This window comes from Pseudomonas sp. 8Z, from assembly GCF_902506535.1.
GTDB lineage: Bacteria > Pseudomonadota > Gammaproteobacteria > Pseudomonadales > Pseudomonadaceae > Aquipseudomonas.
In genome coordinates this window covers 1,702,333-1,719,732 of sequence record NZ_LR733827.1, presented here as the reverse complement: position 1 = coordinate 1,719,732, position 17,400 = coordinate 1,702,333, and the positions used below count along the sequence as shown (strand labels likewise).

General features: G+C 62.3%; 18 protein-coding genes and 1 other RNA gene. 12 read left to right on the top strand and 7 right to left on the bottom strand.

Annotated elements, in window-relative coordinates; translation table 11 throughout:
* Positions 1-177: 177 nt before the first annotated feature.
* A complete protein-coding gene (locus AERO9A_RS20900; protein ID WP_159973807.1) occupies positions 178-1,158 on the bottom strand; it encodes an NADPH:quinone oxidoreductase family protein in 981 nt (326 codons plus the stop codon).
* Positions 1,159-1,313: 155 nt separating this feature from the next.
* Here AERO9A_RS20900 and AERO9A_RS20895 point away from each other — a divergent pair, with 155 nt between their 5' ends.
* Positions 1,314-1,718, top strand: coding sequence for a flagellar basal body-associated FliL family protein (locus AERO9A_RS20895; RefSeq protein WP_159973806.1), 405 nt, complete (start codon positions 1,314-1,316; stop codon positions 1,716-1,718).
* Between the two features lie 83 nt (positions 1,719-1,801).
* Here the strand turns inward: AERO9A_RS20895 and AERO9A_RS20890 are convergent, their stop codons facing one another.
* From AERO9A_RS20890 to AERO9A_RS20865, 6 genes are all read right to left on the bottom strand, one after another.
* A complete protein-coding gene (locus AERO9A_RS20890) occupies positions 1,802-3,640 on the bottom strand; it encodes a diguanylate cyclase (protein ID WP_159973805.1) in 1,839 nt (612 codons plus the stop codon).
* 51 nt (positions 3,641-3,691) lie between these two features.
* Positions 3,692-4,141 (bottom strand): EVE domain-containing protein, encoded by a 450-nt coding sequence (locus AERO9A_RS20885; RefSeq protein ID WP_159973804.1) that lies wholly within the window; start codon positions 4,139-4,141, stop codon positions 3,692-3,694.
* Between the two features lie 374 nt (positions 4,142-4,515).
* Positions 4,516-5,118, bottom strand: a complete 603-nt coding sequence (locus tag AERO9A_RS20880; protein ID WP_159973803.1) for a 5-formyltetrahydrofolate cyclo-ligase — start codon at positions 5,116-5,118, stop codon at positions 4,516-4,518.
* 58 nt (positions 5,119-5,176) lie between these two features.
* Positions 5,177-5,355: non-coding RNA, 6S RNA (gene ssrS / locus AERO9A_RS20875), on the bottom strand.
* A gap of 68 nt (positions 5,356-5,423) precedes the next feature.
* Positions 5,424-5,732: a cell division protein ZapA gene (locus AERO9A_RS20870; RefSeq protein ID WP_159973802.1), complete on the bottom strand. Its 309-nt coding sequence runs from the start codon at positions 5,730-5,732 to the stop codon at positions 5,424-5,426.
* Positions 5,729-5,938 (bottom strand): TIGR02449 family protein, encoded by a 210-nt coding sequence (locus AERO9A_RS20865; protein WP_159973801.1) that lies wholly within the window; start codon positions 5,936-5,938, stop codon positions 5,729-5,731. Before AERO9A_RS20865 ends, AERO9A_RS20870 begins: the two co-directional genes overlap by 4 nt.
* Before the next feature lie 176 nt (positions 5,939-6,114).
* On the opposite strand from AERO9A_RS20865, the gene AERO9A_RS20860 reads away from it, so the two are divergent.
* The 11 genes from AERO9A_RS20860 to AERO9A_RS20810 all read left to right on the top strand — a co-directional run bounded on the left by AERO9A_RS20860 (position 6,115) and on the right by AERO9A_RS20810 (position 17,364).
* The gene (locus AERO9A_RS20860; protein WP_159973800.1) at positions 6,115-6,669 is read left to right on the top strand and encodes a YecA family protein; all 555 of its coding nucleotides are present in this window, start codon (positions 6,115-6,117) and stop codon (positions 6,667-6,669) included.
* A 22-nt stretch (positions 6,670-6,691) separates the two neighbouring features.
* On the top strand, positions 6,692-8,026 hold the full coding sequence (gene pepP, locus AERO9A_RS20855; RefSeq protein WP_159973799.1) for a Xaa-Pro aminopeptidase: 1,335 nt from the start codon (positions 6,692-6,694) through the stop codon (positions 8,024-8,026).
* Positions 8,027-8,030: 4 nt separating this feature from the next.
* Entirely contained in the window at positions 8,031-9,215 is a 1,185-nt protein-coding gene (gene ubiH / locus AERO9A_RS20850; protein WP_159973798.1) for a 2-octaprenyl-6-methoxyphenyl hydroxylase, read from the top strand.
* A gap of 16 nt (positions 9,216-9,231) precedes the next feature.
* Positions 9,232-10,449 (top strand): 2-octaprenyl-3-methyl-6-methoxy-1,4-benzoquinol hydroxylase, encoded by a 1,218-nt coding sequence (locus AERO9A_RS20845; protein WP_178111163.1) that lies wholly within the window; start codon positions 9,232-9,234, stop codon positions 10,447-10,449.
* 924 nt (positions 10,450-11,373) lie between these two features.
* Complete coding sequence (locus AERO9A_RS20840) at positions 11,374-12,375, top strand: extracellular solute-binding protein (protein WP_159973796.1); 1,002 nt, start codon at positions 11,374-11,376, stop codon at positions 12,373-12,375.
* A 149-nt stretch (positions 12,376-12,524) separates the two neighbouring features.
* The gene (locus AERO9A_RS20835) at positions 12,525-14,141 is read left to right on the top strand and encodes an iron ABC transporter permease (protein ID WP_159973795.1); all 1,617 of its coding nucleotides are present in this window, start codon (positions 12,525-12,527) and stop codon (positions 14,139-14,141) included.
* 310 nt (positions 14,142-14,451) lie between these two features.
* The gene (gcvT, locus tag AERO9A_RS20830) at positions 14,452-15,534 is read left to right on the top strand and encodes a glycine cleavage system aminomethyltransferase GcvT (RefSeq protein ID WP_159973794.1); all 1,083 of its coding nucleotides are present in this window, start codon (positions 14,452-14,454) and stop codon (positions 15,532-15,534) included.
* A gap of 88 nt (positions 15,535-15,622) precedes the next feature.
* The gene (gene gcvH / locus AERO9A_RS20825; RefSeq protein ID WP_159973793.1) at positions 15,623-16,012 is read left to right on the top strand and encodes a glycine cleavage system protein GcvH; all 390 of its coding nucleotides are present in this window, start codon (positions 15,623-15,625) and stop codon (positions 16,010-16,012) included.
* Positions 16,013-16,196: 184 nt separating this feature from the next.
* A complete protein-coding gene (locus AERO9A_RS20820; protein ID WP_159973792.1) occupies positions 16,197-16,511 on the top strand; it encodes a metalloregulator ArsR/SmtB family transcription factor in 315 nt (104 codons plus the stop codon).
* Positions 16,508-16,942, top strand: coding sequence for a YeeE/YedE family protein (locus AERO9A_RS20815; RefSeq protein ID WP_159973791.1), 435 nt, complete (start codon positions 16,508-16,510; stop codon positions 16,940-16,942). Before AERO9A_RS20820 ends, AERO9A_RS20815 begins: the two co-directional genes overlap by 4 nt.
* Before the next feature lie 2 nt (positions 16,943-16,944).
* Entirely contained in the window at positions 16,945-17,364 is a 420-nt protein-coding gene (locus tag AERO9A_RS20810; RefSeq protein ID WP_159973790.1) for a DUF6691 family protein, read from the top strand.
* The last annotated feature ends 36 nt before the right edge of the window (positions 17,365-17,400 follow it).

The window sequence follows — 17,400 nt, the reverse complement described above, 5'->3', positions numbered from 1 at the left end:
CGATAACGGCGCCATCGTGCCACGACTGAGCGCATGAGCCAACGCATTCGGATGTCGCATTAACGGGTCTAGCAGGCTGTTGAAAAGCTTCCTGCGTTTTTCAACGGCCTGCTGGATCAGAACCCGTGTGGCAAATGCCAAGAATTGCAGGGGGGGGTTACAGTTGCTCAGTGCGTCTCAGCGAACCTGCACAATCACCTTGCCCACCGCCTTGCGCTGGCTAAGGGCTGCGATCGCATCGCCGCCGCGTTCTAGCGGGAAGGTCTGCGATAGCAGTGGTTTGAGTTTGCCTTCAGCGTGCCAGGCAAACAGTTGCTGGAAGTTGTCGGCGTTGTCCTGCGGTTGACGTTGGGCGAATGAGCCCCAGAACACGCCGATGAGGGCTGCGCCCTTGAGCAGCGGGAGGTTGGCTGGCAGCGCGGGAATACCGCCCCCGGCGGCGAATCCCACCACCAGGAAACGACCGTTCCAGGCGATGCTGCGGAAGGCTTCCTCGAACAGTTCGCCGCCTACCGGGTCGTAGATCACGTCCACGCCTTGGCCTGCGGTGAGGGTTTTGAGTTCCTCTTTCAGGCTCTGTTCGCTGTAGTTGATCAATGCGTCAGCGCCAGCCTGGCGTGCGACTTCCAGTTTTTCGGCGCTACTCGCTGCGGCTATCACTTTGGCGCCCATGGCTTTGCCGATTTCCACCGCCGCCAGGCCCACGCCACCGGAGGCGCCGAGTACCAGCAGGGTTTCGCCTGGCTGCAGGTTGGCGCGTTGCTTGAGCGCGTGCATCGAGGTGCCATAGGTCATGCTGAAGGCCGCAGCAGTGGTCAGATCCATGCTCTTGGGCACCGGCAGTACGTTGTAGGCCGGTACGGCGACCTCTTCGGCAAAGCCGCCCCAGCCAGTCAGGGCCATTACCCGGTCGCCGACGCGCAGGTGGCTCACCTTCTCGCCAACGGCTTTGATCAGGCCAGCCACCTCGCCGCCCGGTGCGAAAGGGAAGGGCGGTTTGAACTGATATTTGCCTTCGATAATCAGGGTGTCGGGAAAGTTGACCCCCGCGGCCTGTACCTCGATCAGCACCTCGCTCTTTTTCGGTTCGGGGTTGGCGATGTCTTCCAATACCAGCGTGTCGGCAGGGCCAAAGGCTTTACACAGCAGGGCTTTCATCGAATGCGTTCCTCTTGCAGGGTGTCTGGCAGTGTAGGAAGTGCCTGTTTCGGGTCAATGAGCATGCCCGCGCCTGATGGTTGTGCATAAGCGCCGGGCTTGGGTACTGGCCTGTGGATGGCTATGCTAGGCACATCCCCGATGGAGTGTCCGCCGTGAAATTGTTGACCGCCCTGCTGTTGAGCTTGTCGATCTGTCTGCCTGCCTTTGCCAGCTCGGAGAAGAAGGAAGAGGCCCCGACCACGCTCTACTACAACCTGACCCCTGCGCTGATTGGCAATCTGGCCGATCAAGGGGCGCGGCTGAAGTTCTACAAGGCCGATGTGTCGCTGCGCGTCACGGGCACCGAGGCCGAGAACAAGCTCAAGCTGCATGAGCCGTTGATCCGCCATCAACTGGTGATGCTGTTCTCGGCGCAGACCAGCGAGGTGATCAACGCGCCCGATGGTCGCGAGAACTTGCGCCAGGAAGCCTTGAAGAAGGTGCAGGATGCGATCAATGCTGAAGAGGGTGCGCCTGTCGTTGAAGACCTGCTATTCAACAATCTGATCATTCAATAGCGAACGGCCTGCGTAAGCCCTCGGGAGCGGAAGGCTGTGGCCGTTATGCCTGAGCTTGGTGCGTTCACGGTCAGTGGTTTGCTTTATTCGGCGGTGCCTTTCCAGGTCTCTGTGCGGTTGCGGCCTTCGCGTTTGGCGCTGTACAGCGCTTGATCGCAGCGCTCCAGGAGTGCGCCGGGACGATCATCGTCCACGGGCTCGGCGGCGGCGATGCCGATGCTCAGGGTCAGGCGTTCAAAGGGGCTGATGGGATGGGCTATCTGTAGTTCGGTGATGGCGCTTTGCAGGCGCGCTGCAATCTGTTCTGCGCCCATATGATCGGTACCGGGCAGAATGATCACGAACTCTTCGCCGCCATAGCGGCAGGCGACATCGCCTTCCCGTTGCAAGCTGCCTCGTAGCGCTTCACCGACGCGGCGTAGGGCATCGTCGCCAGCCAGGTGGCCAAGCGTGTCGTTGTACGGCTTGAAGTAGTCGATGTCCGCCATCAGCAGTGCCAGCGGTGCAGCGTCGCGCCACTGCCTGCGCCATAACGCATGCAATTGCTGGTCAAAGTAGCGGCGGTTATAGAGGCCGGTCAGGCCGTCCAGTTGCGACAGGCGTTGCAATTTCTCTTCAAGTTGCAGGCGTTCGCTGTTGTCGCGCGAGACGGCGATCAGGTATTCGCGATCATGCAGGTTAACCAATTGAGTGTTGATCTCGGCGGGTTGGCGGCTGCCATCGCGACGAATCAGTTCTCGTTGGAATATGCGTGTGAGGTTGTCGCGTTGGGCTTGATGCGCTTGTTCCAGCCAGCGATGAAAGCCGGGCATAAGCTTCTCAGGGGTATCACGCAGTAGCTCTGCGAACTGTTGCGCGTGATAGCCCAGGCTGGCGTAGGTGGCCTGGTTCATGTGGAGCAGCTCGCGGGTCGCGGTGTCGAAGATGAACAGCCCGTCGTGGCTGGAGTCGGTCAGATCGAGCACCAGTTGCAGGCGCTCGCGGTTTTCTCGCAGGCGCTGCTCGATTTCCTGGCGTCTGCGCGCTTCGATTCCCAGTAACTTATTCGCGCGCTGCTGCGCGCGTGCCCGCAGGCCGGTTTGCTGGGCGAGAGCCAGAGCAGCAACCAGCAGCAGACTGATCAGCACGCCGCTGCCAAGTACCAATTGCGGCAGCGGTGTTTCGAGCTGAGCGAGTAATGCCGGTGTCGGGCTCAGGTGCAGGCTGAAATTGTGGTTGTTGAGTAGGCTCAACATGACCTGGCGGCTTGGTGTGCCGACGTTGCCGGTTGGGTCGTGGCGATAGATGGGTTGGTCGTGCTCAAGCAGTTCGAGGGTGAAGTTGCCTTGGTCTATTTGGGTTAGCAACTGATCCATCAGCGGCTTGACGCGAAAGACGCCCTGCAGGAAACCGTCGAAGACGCGCTGATTATCCTGGGTGCGATAGAGCGGAGTGTAGAGGACGAAGCCGCGGCCACCCTGCACCAGCTCGAAACTGTTGGAAAGGCGTTGCTCGCCCGTGTCGCGGGCCTGCATGGCCAGCGCGTAGTTGGGGTTGTTGGGGGTCAGGCGGTAGTTAACTGCCGATTCGTTGCCCCGCAGTGGCAGCAGCCAGTGCATGTGCAAGTCTGGTCCCCGCCACTGGATCGACTGGTAGGCGGGAAAACCGTCCAGCGTGCGGTTGACTTCTTCCTCCCAACTGGCGCGCGGTAGGCGGTCGAAGGTATTCCACAGGCGCGCGATACGCCCCAGGCTGGCGACTTCCTGTTGCAGTGAGTTCTCCAGTTGGCGGGCCAGGGTGCGGGCTTCGTAGTCGATGCGCTCGTCGATGCGCTGCTGCTGCTCGCGCTCCAGTTGACGCCAGAGCAGTACGCTGGCGGTGCAGAGCATGACCATGAGAAGAGCCAGCGCCATGCGCGCCGGCCAGGCGGAAGATGCCAGCATGGCGAAACTCCGAAGGCGGTAGCAATGTGATAGCACAAGGCCCGAGATGGCTCAACGCATGGCGAGGATCGCCTGCCACTGTGAGTCGCTGACGGGCATCACCGAAAGTCTGCTGGCGCGTTGTAGTAGCGGCATCTCGTGCAGAAGCGAATTGTTCTTGAGCGTTGCCAGTGGCAGCACGTCAGTAAAGGCTTCGACGAATTCGACGTCCAGGGCGCTCCATGGATTTTTCTCGATACTGGCCTTGGCGTCGTGGTAATGGCTCTGTGGATCAAGTGCTGTGGGGTCGGGGTAGGCTTGGCTGACAATCCGCGCGATCCCGGCAACTCCTGGTTTTGGGCAACTGGAGTGATAGAAGAAGAATAGGTCGCCCCTTTGCATCGAGCGCATGAAGTTACGCGCCTGATAATTGCGCACACCATCCCAACGCGCCGTGCCCAGACGCTTGAGATCATGGATGGATAGCTCATCGGGTTCTGATTTCATCAGCCAGTAAGGCATGAACTTTGCTCCTGCTGCTATGCCCGTTGGCGGACATCGATTGAAAGTAATTTGTCCGACGGTTGGTTGGCGCCTGAAATTGCGAAGCGTAGTCCGCTGGAGGAAAATGCCGCGCTAAACGCTTGGTGACGTAGGGCTGCACATAAAATAATGCGCGGCTTACGCGCTGCATTGCCTGAAAGGGGGAGGCAATTCATTAATGAAACGCAAGCCAGATATTTTGTGGGTTCTCGTCATACTATTCGGCCTGGGTATGGTGACTACGGGGTACACCCAGAGCCTTCTGGATCGCCAGGATGATGTCCCGGCCAAAGTCCAGCAGCCGTAAGGTCGCTTGATTGGTTTCTGCGCCGCAGGGAATGCGGCACGATTGTCTAGCCGTGATACCACGCGCGATTCGTTACCGTAGCTTGCAAGGGCACGTCCCAACTGGCCATGGCCAGCTCATCTACCCGCTGACATTCATGTGCCAGGCCCAGTAGCGTCGGTTTGTGCCAATTTTTGCGCCGACTCAGGTAGGCCAGGCTGCGGTCATAGAAGCCACCGCCCATGCCGAGCCGACCGCCACAGTCATCGAAGCCGACCAGAGGTAGCAATACCAAATCCAGCGCCCAGATCTTGCGTTGCTTGGCCCGCTGCGCAGTCGGTTCAAGTATGCGGAAACGATTGCCCGCCAACTTCTCGTGTCGGCTGATGCGCTGAAATACCATCTTGGTGCGCGGCCAGGCGCTGAGCACCGGCAGGTAGGTGTGTTTGCCGCGTTTTTGCGCAGCTTTGAGCAGTGGGCGTGGATCAATCTCGCCATCGTTCGGCAGGTACAGGGCGATATGCCGGGCGCGACGAAAGAGAGGGTGTTGGCTCAACTGCCGATAAAGTCCACGTGCGGCTTGGCGCTGTGCGCTAGCGGGCAAGGCACGGCGTTGTTGTCGCAGCAGGCGGCGCAATTGTGGGCGGCTTAGACCGGCGGACTCGATCATGTTCGGTTGCCGAGTGTCGCCAAAGGCCTACGCTGGGGCGCGAAGGCTAAAGAAGAAGTGACTCCCCGGCATGCCGCTGTCGGTTTAGCCCTTGAACCCGAAAGTTCAAGGTGGAGGTTGCAGGAGGCGTTAAGGCTTTCCGTCAAGCGGACATGCACACCGGCCCCAACTTGCAACCCCCGTGGTTGTGCGTATCGGCTCAGGGACATCACCGACTGGCGCGCACTCCAGGGAGCGGGGGGCAGTATACCCGATGAGAGCCGCTTGCGGGCAGCGGGTGACGAATCGGTCTGCATGCCAGGTGCTCAGGGGGCTTTGGGATCGTCGGCCAGGGCCTGGTCGACGCGGTCGAGCAGATCACGTACCTGCTGGCGGGTGGAGCTGGCGTCCATGTCCAGGCGCTGTTGCTTGTGCAGCAGGTCATGGGTGATGTTCAGAGCTGCCATCACCGCTACGCGGTCGGCGCCGATCACCTTGCCGCTGGTGCGGATCTCCCGCATTTTGCCGTCCAGATAGCGTGCAGCGCTTTCCAGGTTGGCGCGTTCGTCCTGCGGGCAGGCGATGCAATATTCTTTGTCCAGGATGTGGACGGTCACGGTTTTCGACTGGGTCATGTGTCCTGCTCCAGGGCTTTGAGGCGCGAAATCATCGATTCGACCTTGTGCCGGGCCAATTCGTTCTTTTCGATCAGATGGGCGCGCTCCTCGCGCCAGGCCTGTTCATTTGCCAGCAGGAGTCGGTTGTGGGCCTTGAGCTGTTCGACGCGCTGGATCAGCAGCTCCAGTTTGGCGGTCAACGCGTGTATATCGGCGTCTTCCATGGGCTCTCGCTATGGCAGGGAATGGCTGGACTATAGGCCCGCTGGCCAGCAGGTCAAATCTGCTGGCCAGCGGGCCGCGTGCACACAGGCGGCGGTCGATGGCCTTGGCTCGCCTGCCGGTGCTAGGATACGAGGCCTCCATTCTAGAGATTGCGCCGCCTGGCGCCTAGCTGCCCATGTCGACTTCCAGTTCTCCCTACGCCGCCTTCGCCGCTCTCTTGAGCAGTGCGGGGCACTCCGTTTCACCTGCCGAATTGCACGGCCTGCTGCTCGGGCGCAGTTGCGCCGGCGCCGGTTTCGAGCCCGGCTCCTGGCTGGTCGATGCCGCCGAACTGCTCGGTGGCGCGCCGCAAGACAACGTGCGTCAGGCGCTGATTGGCTTGCAGGAGATGGTCAAGGGCGAGCTGTGCAGCGAAGACATCACCGTGGTGTTGCTGCTGCCGGACGACGAAGCGCCGCTGGCGCAACGTGCCACCGCTCTGGGCCAGTGGTGCCAGGGCTTTCTCGGTGGCTTCGGCCTGACCGCCCGTGACGGTGCGCTGAGCGCCGAGGCCATGGAAGTGCTGCAGGATCTTTCCGCTATTGCCCAGGTGCAGAGCGCGCTGGACGAATCCGAAGACGGCGAGAGCGACTACATGGAGGTGATGGAGTACCTGCGCGTGGCGCCGCTGCTGCTGTTTTCCGAGTGCGCCAAGCCCGCCACTGCTGAACCGAAACCTTCCCTGCACTGACTGCCATTCGTTGGAGCCCGCCGTGATCAGCATTCCCAAGTCCGAATATGCCCGTCGGCGCAAGGCGCTGATGGCGCAGATGGAACCCAATAGCATCGCCATCCTGCCGGCCGCGCCGGTGTACATCCGCAACCGCGATGTCGAGCACACCTACCGCCAGGACAGTGACTTCCAGTACCTCACCGGCTTCCCCGAGCCGGAAGCGGTGATGGCGCTGATCCCCGGTCGCGAGCATGGCGAATACGTGTTGTTCTGCCGCGAGCGTGACCCCGAGCGCGAGCTGTGGGACGGCCTGCGTGCCGGCCAGGAGGGTGCCGTAAGCACCTTCGGTGCCGACGATGCCTTCCCCATCGGCGATATCGACGACATCCTGCCGGGGCTGATCGAAGGCCGTGAGCGTGTCTACTACGCTATCGGCTTCAATCAGGAGTTCGATCACCGGCTGATGGAATGGGTCAACCATATCCGCGCCAAGGCGCGCCAGGGCGCCACGCCGCCGAACGAGTTCGTCGCCCTCGACCACTTGCTGCACGACATGCGCCTGTACAAGTCGGCGGCTGAGGTCAAGGTGATGCGTGAGGCCGCCGAGATCAGCGCGCGTGCCCACATCCGCGCCATGCAGGCCAGCCGCGCCGGGCTTTACGAATACCATCTGGAAGCTGAGCTGGATTACGAGTTCCGCAAGGGCGGGGCGAAGATGCCGGCCTATGGCAGCATCGTCGCGGCGGGCAAGAATGCCTGCATCCTGCACTACCGCGAGAACGACGCTGCGCTCAAGGACGGCGATCTGGTGCTGATCGACGCCGGTTGCGAGATCGACTGTTACGCCAGCGACATCACCCGCACCTTCCCGGTCAGTGGCAAGTTCTCGCCCGAGCAAAAGGCCATCTACGAGCTGGTGCTCAAAGCCAACGAAGAGGCCTTCAAACACATCGCTCCCGGCAAGCACTGGAACGAAGCTCACGAGGCTACCGTGCGTGTCATCACCGCCGGTCTGGTGGAATTGGGCCTGCTCAGCGGTGAGGTCGACGAACTGATCGCCAGCGAAGCCTACAAACCTTTCTACATGCACCGTGCCGGTCACTGGCTGGGCATGGACGTGCACGATGTCGGCGACTACAAGGTCGGCGGCGAGTGGCGCGTGCTCGAACCGGGCATGGCCATGACCGTCGAACCGGGCATCTATATCGCCACCGACAATGACAAGGTGGCGAAGAAGTGGCGCGGCATCGGCGTGCGTATCGAGGACGACGTGGTGGTGACCAAGACCGGCTGCGAGATCCTTACCAATGGCGTGCCCAAGTCGGTCGCCGAGATCGAGGCGTTGATGGCTGCCGCGCGCAGCGAGGCGGCCTGAGGCCATGACTCAGGTGAACTTGGCGATCATCGGTGGCGGCCTGGTTGGTGCTAGCCTGGCGCTGGCCCTGCAGGAAACCGCGCGCCAGCGCGGCTGGCGCATCGCCCTGATCGAACCCTTTGCCCCCGGCAATGCCTACCAGCCCAGCTATGACGCGCGTTCCACCGCGCTGTCCTACGGCAGTCGGCTGATCTACGAACGCCTCGACCTGTGGCAGGCCATCGCCCAACGTGCCGAGCCGATTCTGCAGATTCACGTGTCCGATCGTGGCCGTTTCGGTGCCACCCGCTTGCAGGCCATCGAAGAGGGTGTGCCGGCCCTGGGCTACGTGGTGGAGAACGCCTGGATCGGCCATTGCCTGTGGCAGGCGCTCGACCCAGACGTTGTGCAGTGGCATTGCCCGGCCGAAGTCAGCGCCATGCGCCAGATCGAGGCCGGCTACCGCCTGCAACTGAACGATGGCAGTAGCCTCGATTGCCAACTGGCGGTGCTTGCCGATGGTGGCCGCTCCGGTTTGCGCGAGCAACTGGGCATTGCCGTGAGCCAGACGCCCTATGGGCAGAGTGCAATCATTGCCAACGTCAGCCCGCTGGAAGCTCATCGCGGCCAGGCCTTCGAGCGTTTCACCGATGACGGGCCGATGGCCATGCTGCCGCTGGACGGCAACCGCTGCGCGCTGGTCTGGACGCGTACTGGCGCCGATGCCGAACGGCTGATGAACTTGAGCGAGCGCGCTTTCCTCGACGAATTGCAGCAGGCTTTCGGTTATCGCCTCGGCGCGCTGCGCCAGGTCGGCACGCGGCATCTCTATCCGCTGGCACTGGTGGAAGCGCAGGAGCAGGTGCGCCCGAATCTGGTGGTGCTGGGCAATGCCGCGCACAGCCTGCACCCCATCGCCGGCCAGGGCTACAACCTGTCGCTGCGGGATACCCAGGCCCTGGCCGAGGTGCTCAGCGACAGCCAGGCTGCGCTTGGCGACTACGCCATGCTGCAGCGCTACCTGCAGCGTCAGCAACTGGATCAACAGTTGACCGTCGGCTTTTCCGACCGGGTGACCCGCCTGTTCAGTACCGCTCAACCGCTGCTGGCAGCCGGGCGCAATCTCGGCCTGCTCGGCCTGGATCTGCTGCCGCCGGCCAAGCGCTGGTTCGCCCGTCAGGCGATGGGCATGGGGACGCGAAGCCTGTGATGACCAAGGAATGAATATGCGCGCGGATCTGATCATCGTCGGTGCCGGCATGGTCGGCAGCACCCTGGCCCTGGCGCTGGAGCACAGCGGTCTGGACATCCTCATCGTCGATGGCAGTCCGCTCAGCGTGGCGCCGTTCGCCGCTGATGCACCGTTCGAACCGCGAGTCAGTGCGCTGTCGGTGGCTAGCCAGCGCATCATCGAGCGCCTTGGCGCCTGGCAGGGCATCGCCAGCCGGCGTGCCTGCCCCTATGGCGAGATGCGCGTGTGGGACGGCTCCGGCACCGGCAGCATCCATTTCGCCGCGGCCAGCGTGCATGCCGACACCCTCGGCCATATCGTCGAGAACCGTGTGGTGCAGGATGCCCTGCTCGAACGCCTGCACGACAGCCAGATCGGTTTGCTGCCCGGCGCCCGTCTGGAGCAACTGCGCCGCAGCGGCGACGATTGGCTGCTGACCCTGGAAGATGGCCGCCAACTGCGCGCGCCGCTGCTGGTGGCCGCCGATGGCGCCAACTCGGCAGTGCGCCGCCTGGCCGGTTGCGCCACGCGTGAATGGGATTACCTGCACCACGCCATCGTCACCAGCGTGCGCTGCGAGCGACCGCATCAGGCGACGGCCTGGCAGCGCTTCACCGACGACGGCCCGCTGGCCTTTCTGCCACTGGCTGGGCCTGCTGGCGAGCATTGGTGCTCGATTGTCTGGTCGACCGTGCCGGCCGAAGCCGAGCGCCTGATGGCGCTGGGGGACGAGGATTTCTGCCGCGAGCTGACGCGGGCGTTCGAGTCGCGTCTGGGTCAGGTGCTGCACGCTGATCGCCGTCTGTGCATCCCGCTACGCCAGCGCCACGCCAAGCGCTATATCGAGCCGGGGCTGGCGCTGATCGGCGATGCCGCGCACACCATCCACCCGCTGGCTGGGCAGGGCGTCAACCTGGGTTTCCTCGACGCCGCGGTGCTGGCCGAGGTGCTGCTGCATGCCGCCGAACGTGGCGAGAACCTGGCCGACGAGCGCGTGCTGAGTCGCTATGAGCGCCGCCGCATGCCTTACAACCTGGCGATGATGGCGGCGATGGAGGGCTTCGAGCGGCTGTTTCAGGCCGACCCGCTGCCGCTGCGTCTGCTGCGCAATATCGGCCTGGATCTGGTCGATGGCCAGGCCGAAGCCAAGGCGCTGTTCGTGCGCCAGGCGCTGGGGCTTTCGGGTGATTTGCCGGAGCTGGCGCGAGCCTGAACCGGCTCCTTGAATAGATCTCCGCGGAGTCTTGGGAAAGTTCTTCTTGATACCGTACTGGCAAGTTTGTTTGTTTTTTGGTGTTCTGGACGCCGTTAAGGCGTATTCAGGTATTCCAGGTTTCGCCCCCTCGGGCGACTCACTTTTCTTTGAAATGCGCAAAGAAAAGTAAGCAAAAGAAAGCGCACCCCGCCATCCGGGTCTCGCTTCGCTCGACTTCCCTCACTCCGGCACCGCTCCAGGGTCGGCGTACATGGGCCGTCCCTGGCCCATTACGCCTCTCGCGGCATCCATGCCGCTCGCCCCCCTGCGCAGTGCCTACGTTCGGCCTCCTGAAGGGGGATTTTCGCGCGCCTGAAACTATCGGTTTCACTCGCAGACCACAGCGGTTTGCTATTGCTCTTGCCAGAGCACTCCTAGCTACACCTGAATTACTGGAGGTTCAGGCGCGTGCAGAGCCCGCCCAGGAGGGTGAACGGAGTCGTCGTGGAAGAGGTCGAGCGACAGGATGTCGCGACGACTGCATGGATGCAGGAGGTAGAGCGACGCAGGATGCCAAAGCCGAGAGCCACGGAGGGCCATGGATGGCCCATCGTGGCGGGCCTCTGGAGCGGCGATGGAGTGAGCGAACCCTGGCGCAGCGAGGGCCGGATGACCGGGCGGAGGGTTTTGGTTACTTTTGCCCGTCAAAAGTCACTCGCCCGGGAGGGCGAAACCAAAAATATCAGCAGAAACGCGGCAGTCCGGAACAGACACCCAAACAACCAGCACAAAAACTTGCCGAACCAGTATCAGCCAATAAAACACGCATGGCCTTATAAACGCCTTGTAACAACTGGCCATGATTGCGCGCCGCGTTTCGTTGAGACGGCAAATGAGCTTCACTAGTATTCAGCCACTTTCACGATGACAGAGGCTGCTTCCATGAAGGCTCGTAACGCGCTTTTTGCCGCATTCACACTCAGCACCTTGGCGACTGCGGTACAGGCTGCCGATGAGGTGGTGGTTTACTCCGCCCGTATCGACGAGCTGATCAAGCCGGTCTTCGATGCCTACACCGCGAAAACCGGGGTTAAGGTGAAGTTCATCACCGACAAGGAAGCGCCGCTGATCGCTCGCCTCAAGGCCGAAGGCGCCAATACGCCAGCCGACATGCTGATCACCGTCGATGCCGGCAACCTCTGGCAGGCTGAGCAGGCGGGAGTTTTGCAGCCGACCGAGTCCGAGGTGATCGACGCCAACATCCCGGCTCAGTACCGCTCCAGCACCGATAGCTGGACGGGCCTGTCGCTGCGTGCGCGCACCATCTTCTACTCCACCGAGCGGGTCAAGCCGCAGGAGCTGTCCACTTACGAAGCGCTGGCCGACAAGAACTGGGAAGGCCGCCTGTGTCTGCGCACCAGCAAGAAGGTCTACAACCAGTCGCTGACCGCCACCCTGATCGAAGCCCACGGTGCGGAGAAAACCGAGGAAATCATCAAGGGTTGGGTCAATAACCTGGCCACCGATGTGTTCGCCGACGACACCGCCCTGCTGCAGGCCATCGATGCCGGTCAGTGCGATGTAGGCATCACTAACACTTACTACTATGGCCGTTTGCACAAGCAGAACCCGGCGTTGAAGGTGAAGCCGTTCTGGCCGAACCAGAACGATCGTGGCGTGCACGTCAATCTGGCAGGTGCTGGTGTGACCCAGCATGCACCGCATGCCGAGGCCGCGCGTAAACTGCTGGAGTGGATGACCACTGCCGAAGCACAGAGCCTGTTTGCCGATATCAACCAGGAATACCCGGCCAACCCTGCCGTGCAGCCGTCCGCCGAAGTCGCGTCCTGGGGCGCCTTCAAGGCCGACACCGTGGCCACCGAAGTGGCAGGCAAGCGTCAGGCCGAAGCAACCATGCTGATGGATCGCGCTGGGTGGCAATAAAGCGGCGGCAGGCGACAGGCTGCAGGCAAACGCCTAGGTTGCTGCGCCTGAAGCCTGAAGCCTGAAGCTTGCAGCTTGCAGCCCCCGGCTGTTTTACTGCGACGCCCCGCTTAGTCGGGGCGTCGTTTTTTCGTATTAGAGGAATCTGCGTGCCGCATCCTGTTCAGCGTCGCTGGTATCCCATCGTCCTGGCCGTTGTTGCCTTGGTGCTGATGCCGTTGTCTGTGCTGCTGCTCAGTTGGCAGGTGGTGGACACGCAGATATGGGCGCATCTGTGGCAAACGCAGATGGCACGGTTGATCGGTAATACCCTGACGCTGGTGCTCGGCGTCAGCGTTGGCGTGACCCTGCTCGGCGTTAGTCTGGCCTGGCTGACCAGTCTCTGCGAATTTCCGGGTCGGCGCTGGTTGGATTGGGCGCTGATGCTGCCGTTCGCCATTCCCGCCTATGTGCTGGCGTTTGTCTTCGTTGGTCTGCTGGATTTCGCCGGGCCGGTGCAGACGCTGCTGCGCGAATGGTTCGGCAGCGGCGTGCGCCTGCCACGGGTGCGCTCCACCGGTGGGGTAATCATCGTCCTGGTGCTGGTGTTCTACCCCTATGTCTACCTGCTTGCGCGCACCGCCTTCCTGGCCCAGGGCAAGGGGCTGATGGAGGCTGCGCGGGTGCTCGGACAGACGCCCTGGCAGGCGTTCTGGCATGTCGCCCTGCCGATGGCGCGCCCGGCTATAGGCGCCGGTCTGGCGCTGGCGATCATGGAGACCCTGGCGGATTTCGGCGCGGTCTCGGTGTTCAATTTCGATACCTTTACCACTGCGATCTACAAAACCTGGTACAGCTTCTACAGCTTGAGCAGCGCCACTCAGTTGGCCAGTTTGTTGCTCCTGGCCGTGGCGCTGGTGCTGTATGGCGAGCGCCGTGCCCGTGGTGCCGCACGGCCGACCAACGAGCGTGCGCGAGGCCAGGCGTTGTACCACCTGCGGGGCTGGAAAGCGCTGGCGGCCAGTGCTTGGTGCTCCCTGGTATTGGCCTGCGCCTTTGTCATTCCCGTGCTGCAGTTGCTGGCTTGGTTCTGGCAGCGTGGACGTTTCGATCTCGACGAGCGTTATGCCGGGCTGATCCTGCATACGCTCTATCTGGGCGCTATGGCGGCGCTGATCACCGTGAGCGTAGCGCTGTTGCTGGCCTTCGCCCGCCGCCAGGCGCCGACGCGCGCGGTGCGTGCGGGGGTGGCCTTTGGCAACCTGGGCTATGCATTGCCGGGCTCGGTATTGGCGGTGGCGATCATGCTGGCATTCAGCTTTCTCGACCGTGAGCTGGTGATTCCGCTGAGCAGCGCCCTTGGTGGCGCTGGCAAGCCGCTGCTGATGGGCAGTCTGGCCGCGCTGCTGGTGGCCTACCTGATCCGTTTCCTGGCGGTGGCTTATGGGCCGCTGGAAACCAGCCTGGCACGCATCCGTCCATCGCTACCCGAGGCATCGCGCAGCCTGGGCGTCGGTGGGCTCGGTCTGTTTCTGCGGGTCTATCTGCCGCTGCTGCTGCCGGGCACGTTGTCGGCCGCGCTGTTGGTATTCGTCGATGTGCTCAAGGAAATGCCGGCCACTTTACTGATGCGTCCCTTCGGTTGGGACACCCTGGCTGTGCGCGTATTCGAGATGACCAGCGAAGGCGAGTGGGCGCGTGCCTCGCTACCGGCACTGACGCTGGTGGCGGTCGGCTTATTGCCGGTGATCCTACTGATCCGTCGTTCGGCGCGGCGCTTCGGTTGATCAGGGCAATGCTGTAGGGCGGGTGCAACCCGCCATACCTTGGCACTGGCCGGTTGTCCTCGCCTTACGACCTGAAGCCAGGATGACCCTCCGCACGCATGCCGCTACAATGCGCGCCATTCGCGAGCCGGGCTGCCCGGCAGACGGCTGAGAAAGCTGAGCGAGTGCCAGGCGCAAGTCGGCGAGGGTGCTCAAGTGCTGACGACTATGCTGTTGCATATGAACGCCTTGAGTGCTTGCTGTGTGCTCATGGCAACGAGTGAGCCTCTCGGCCGTCTGAATCGCTTCGCCAAGCCCGGAAGGAGACCCCATGGGACAGCGTACCCCTCTATATGACCTGCACTTGGCGTTAGGTGCCAAGATGGTGGATTTCGGTGGCTGGGACATGCCGCTGCACTACGGTTCGCAGGTAGAGGAGCATCATCAGGTGCGTCGCGAATGCGGCGTTTTCGACGTCTCGCATATGTGCGTGGTGGATATCACCGGTAGCCAGGCGCAGGCCTATCTGCAACGGCTGTTGGCCAATGACGTGGCCCGTTTGCAGAGCCCCGGCAAGGCGCTGTACAGCGCCATGCTCAACGAGCAGGGCGGAGTGATCGACGATCTGATCGTCTATCTCACTGAAGGCGGTTACCGAGCGGTGCTCAATGCCGCTACCCGCGACAAGGATCTAGCCTGGATGCACGCCCACGCGGGCGATCATGATGTGACTCTGCGTGAGCGCAGTGACCTGGCCATGCTTGCCGTCCAGGGCCCTAAAGCACGTTCGCGCGTTGCCGAGCTGGTGAGCCAGAGTGGTGCGGCGTTGATCCACAGCCTCAAGCCGTTCCAGGGCTTGCCTGATGGTGACTGGTTCATCGCCCGTACCGGTTACACCGGTGAAGATGGCCTGGAAATCATGCTGCCGAGCACTGAGGTGGTGGCCTTCCTCAATGACCTGGTAGGCGCGGGCATTTCGCCGATTGGCCTGGGCGCGCGCGACACCCTGCGCCTGGAGGCCGGGATGAATCTGTACGGTCAGGACATGGACGAAAACGTCTCGCCTCTGGCCGCCAACATGGCCTGGACCATCGCCTGGGAGCCCAGCACGCGCGATTTTATCGGGCGTGCTGCACTTGAGGCGCAGCAGGCCGCGGGTTGCCCAAACAAACTGGTCGGTCTGGTGTTGGAGGAGCGCGGCGTGCTGCGTGCTCATCAAGTGGTGCGCGTGGCTGGGATCGGTGATGGTGAAATCACCAGCGGCAGCTTTTCGCCGACCCTTAACAAGTCCATCGCTCTGGCTCGTGTGCCCGCCGCGACTGGCGAGCGCGCCGAGGTGGAAATCCGCGGCAAATGGTTCCCGGTGCGTGTGGTTCAAGCTAACTTCGTGCGTTACGGCAAACCCTTGATCTGAACATCGGCCTAGGCGCAGGCTTGCTTGTGCCTGGGCGCTAAATTGTCCTGGCGGCTTGCCTGCCATCACCGCTTACGAGGAATGAAACATGAGCAATATCCCCGCTGATCTGCGTTACGCCGCCAGCCATGAGTGGGCGCGTCTGGAGGCCGATGGCAGCGTGACCGTGGGCATTTCCGACCACGCTCAGGAAGCCCTCGGCGATGTGGTGTTCATCGAACTGCCGGAGGTCGGTAAGCAACTGGCTGCCGCTCAGGAAGCTGGCGTAGTGGAGTCGGTCAAGGCCGCTTCCGATATTTACGCGCCGGTGAGCGGTGAAGTAATCGCCATTAACGAATCGCTGTCCGACAGCCCGGAGAACGTCAACAGCGACCCGTACGGTAGCTGGTTCTTCAAGCTCAAGCCGAGTGATGTCAGCGAGCTGGACAAGCTGCTCGACGCGGCTGGTTATCAGGCTGCCGCTGACGCCGACGCCTGATACATCCGCAGCACTCAGAAAACCCGCCACGGCGGGTTTTCGTTTTTACGGCGTAGGGCGGGTGCAACCTGCCGGGGTGACTGGCGGGTTTCACCCGCCCTACGGGTGACCGTTCGTCGCGCTGCAAACGCTTTATCAAAATACAGTATATAAAAATACATATTGTATTTGATGAGGGTGTCACGTGAGCGACTCCATCGATATCCAGGCGCTACGCGCCAATGCTGACGCAGCCGGGCAGTTGCTCAAGGCGCTGGCCAACCCGGATCGGCTGTTGCTGCTCTGCCAGCTCTCGCAGGGCGAGCGCAATGTCAGTGAGCTTGAAGCGCTGCTGGGTATCCAACAGCCGACGCTGTCCCAGCAACTGGCGGTGTTGCGCCGCGAAGGCCTGGTGGCAACCCGTCGTGAAGGTAAGCAGATCTTCTACCGCATCAGCAGCCCGGCGGCGCTGGCGGTGATTGAGACGCTCTACCGGCTGTTCTGCGAGGGTGCGCAATGAATATCGATTGGCTCAATTTCACGCCCTGGAGTGCATTAGCTGGTGGCGCCCTGATCGGTCTGGCCGCAGGTCTGTTCGCTCTGGCTAATGGACGTATCGCGGGGATCAGCGGTCTGCTTGGCAGCTTGCTGCAGCGTAGTGGCGATGCTCGTGGGGAGAAGGTGGCGTTCCTGCTCGGTCTGCTTCTGGCTCCATTGCTGTGGGGGCTGTTTGCGGTATTACCCGAGATCCATTTCCAGAGCAGCAGCCTGGGCCTGATCGTCGCCGGCTTACTAGTCGGTATCGGTACTCGCTATGGAGCCGGTTGCACCAGTGGCCATGGCGTTTGCGGCATTTCCCGTCTGTCGCTGCGTTCGCTGGTGGCCACCTTGTGCTTCATGGCTGCAGGTTTAGCAACGGTCTTTGTTGTGCGTCATCTGTTGGGAGGCTGAGCATGGCCAGATTCAGCGCATTCATCTGTGGCCTGCTGTTCGGACTCGGCTTGTTGCTGGCCGGGATGGCCGACCCGAGTAAGGTGCTGGCCTTTCTCGACCTGGCTGGCGCCTGGGATCCGTCGCTGGCTCTGGTGATGGTGGCGGCGATCGGTGTTGCCGCCTTGCCTATGACCCTTGCCCGACGGCGCAGCCGTGCACTGTTGGGCGGTGCCATGCAGTTGCCGACACGGCGAGACCTAGACGCCCGCCTGATCGGCGGTAGCCTGTTGTTCGGTGTCGGCTGGGGCGTTGCCGGCATCTGTCCGGGGCCGGCTCTGGCGATCCTGCTGCTCGGGCATTGGCAGGCGTTGTTGTTCGTCGTTGCGATGCTGGTCGGTATGTTGATCTTCACCGCGCTGCAGTCCTGGCACAGGAGGTGAAGTGTTCGCCTGCCGCGCCAGGCAGTCAGCGCCTCG

What these genes read in the sequence shown, in the direction of transcription:
- AERO9A_RS20900 (WP_159973807.1), bottom strand. Translation starts at nt 1,158, where the DNA reads ATGAAAGCCCTGCTGTGTAAAGCCTTTGGCCCTGCCGACACGCTGGTA.
- AERO9A_RS20890 (WP_159973805.1), bottom strand. Translation starts at nt 3,640, where the DNA reads ATGCTGGCATCTTCCGCCTGGCCGGCGCGCATGGCGCTGGCTCTTCTC.
- AERO9A_RS20885 (WP_159973804.1), bottom strand. Translation starts at nt 4,141, where the DNA reads ATGCCTTACTGGCTGATGAAATCAGAACCCGATGAGCTATCCATCCAT.
- AERO9A_RS20880 (WP_159973803.1), bottom strand. Translation starts at nt 5,118, where the DNA reads ATGATCGAGTCCGCCGGTCTAAGCCGCCCACAATTGCGCCGCCTGCTG.
- AERO9A_RS20870 (WP_159973802.1), bottom strand. Translation starts at nt 5,732, where the DNA reads ATGACCCAGTCGAAAACCGTGACCGTCCACATCCTGGACAAAGAATAT.
- AERO9A_RS20865 (WP_159973801.1), bottom strand. Translation starts at nt 5,938, where the DNA reads ATGGAAGACGCCGATATACACGCGTTGACCGCCAAACTGGAGCTGCTG.
- AERO9A_RS20860 (WP_159973800.1), top strand. Translation starts at nt 6,115, where the DNA reads ATGTCGACTTCCAGTTCTCCCTACGCCGCCTTCGCCGCTCTCTTGAGC.
- ubiH (WP_159973798.1), top strand. Translation starts at nt 8,031, where the DNA reads ATGACTCAGGTGAACTTGGCGATCATCGGTGGCGGCCTGGTTGGTGCT.
- AERO9A_RS20845 (WP_178111163.1), top strand. Translation starts at nt 9,232, where the DNA reads ATGCGCGCGGATCTGATCATCGTCGGTGCCGGCATGGTCGGCAGCACC.
- AERO9A_RS20840 (WP_159973796.1), top strand. Translation starts at nt 11,374, where the DNA reads ATGAAGGCTCGTAACGCGCTTTTTGCCGCATTCACACTCAGCACCTTG.
- gcvT (WP_159973794.1), top strand. Translation starts at nt 14,452, where the DNA reads ATGGGACAGCGTACCCCTCTATATGACCTGCACTTGGCGTTAGGTGCC.
- gcvH (WP_159973793.1), top strand. Translation starts at nt 15,623, where the DNA reads ATGAGCAATATCCCCGCTGATCTGCGTTACGCCGCCAGCCATGAGTGG.
- AERO9A_RS20815 (WP_159973791.1), top strand. Translation starts at nt 16,508, where the DNA reads ATGAATATCGATTGGCTCAATTTCACGCCCTGGAGTGCATTAGCTGGT.
- AERO9A_RS20810 (WP_159973790.1), top strand. Translation starts at nt 16,945, where the DNA reads ATGGCCAGATTCAGCGCATTCATCTGTGGCCTGCTGTTCGGACTCGGC.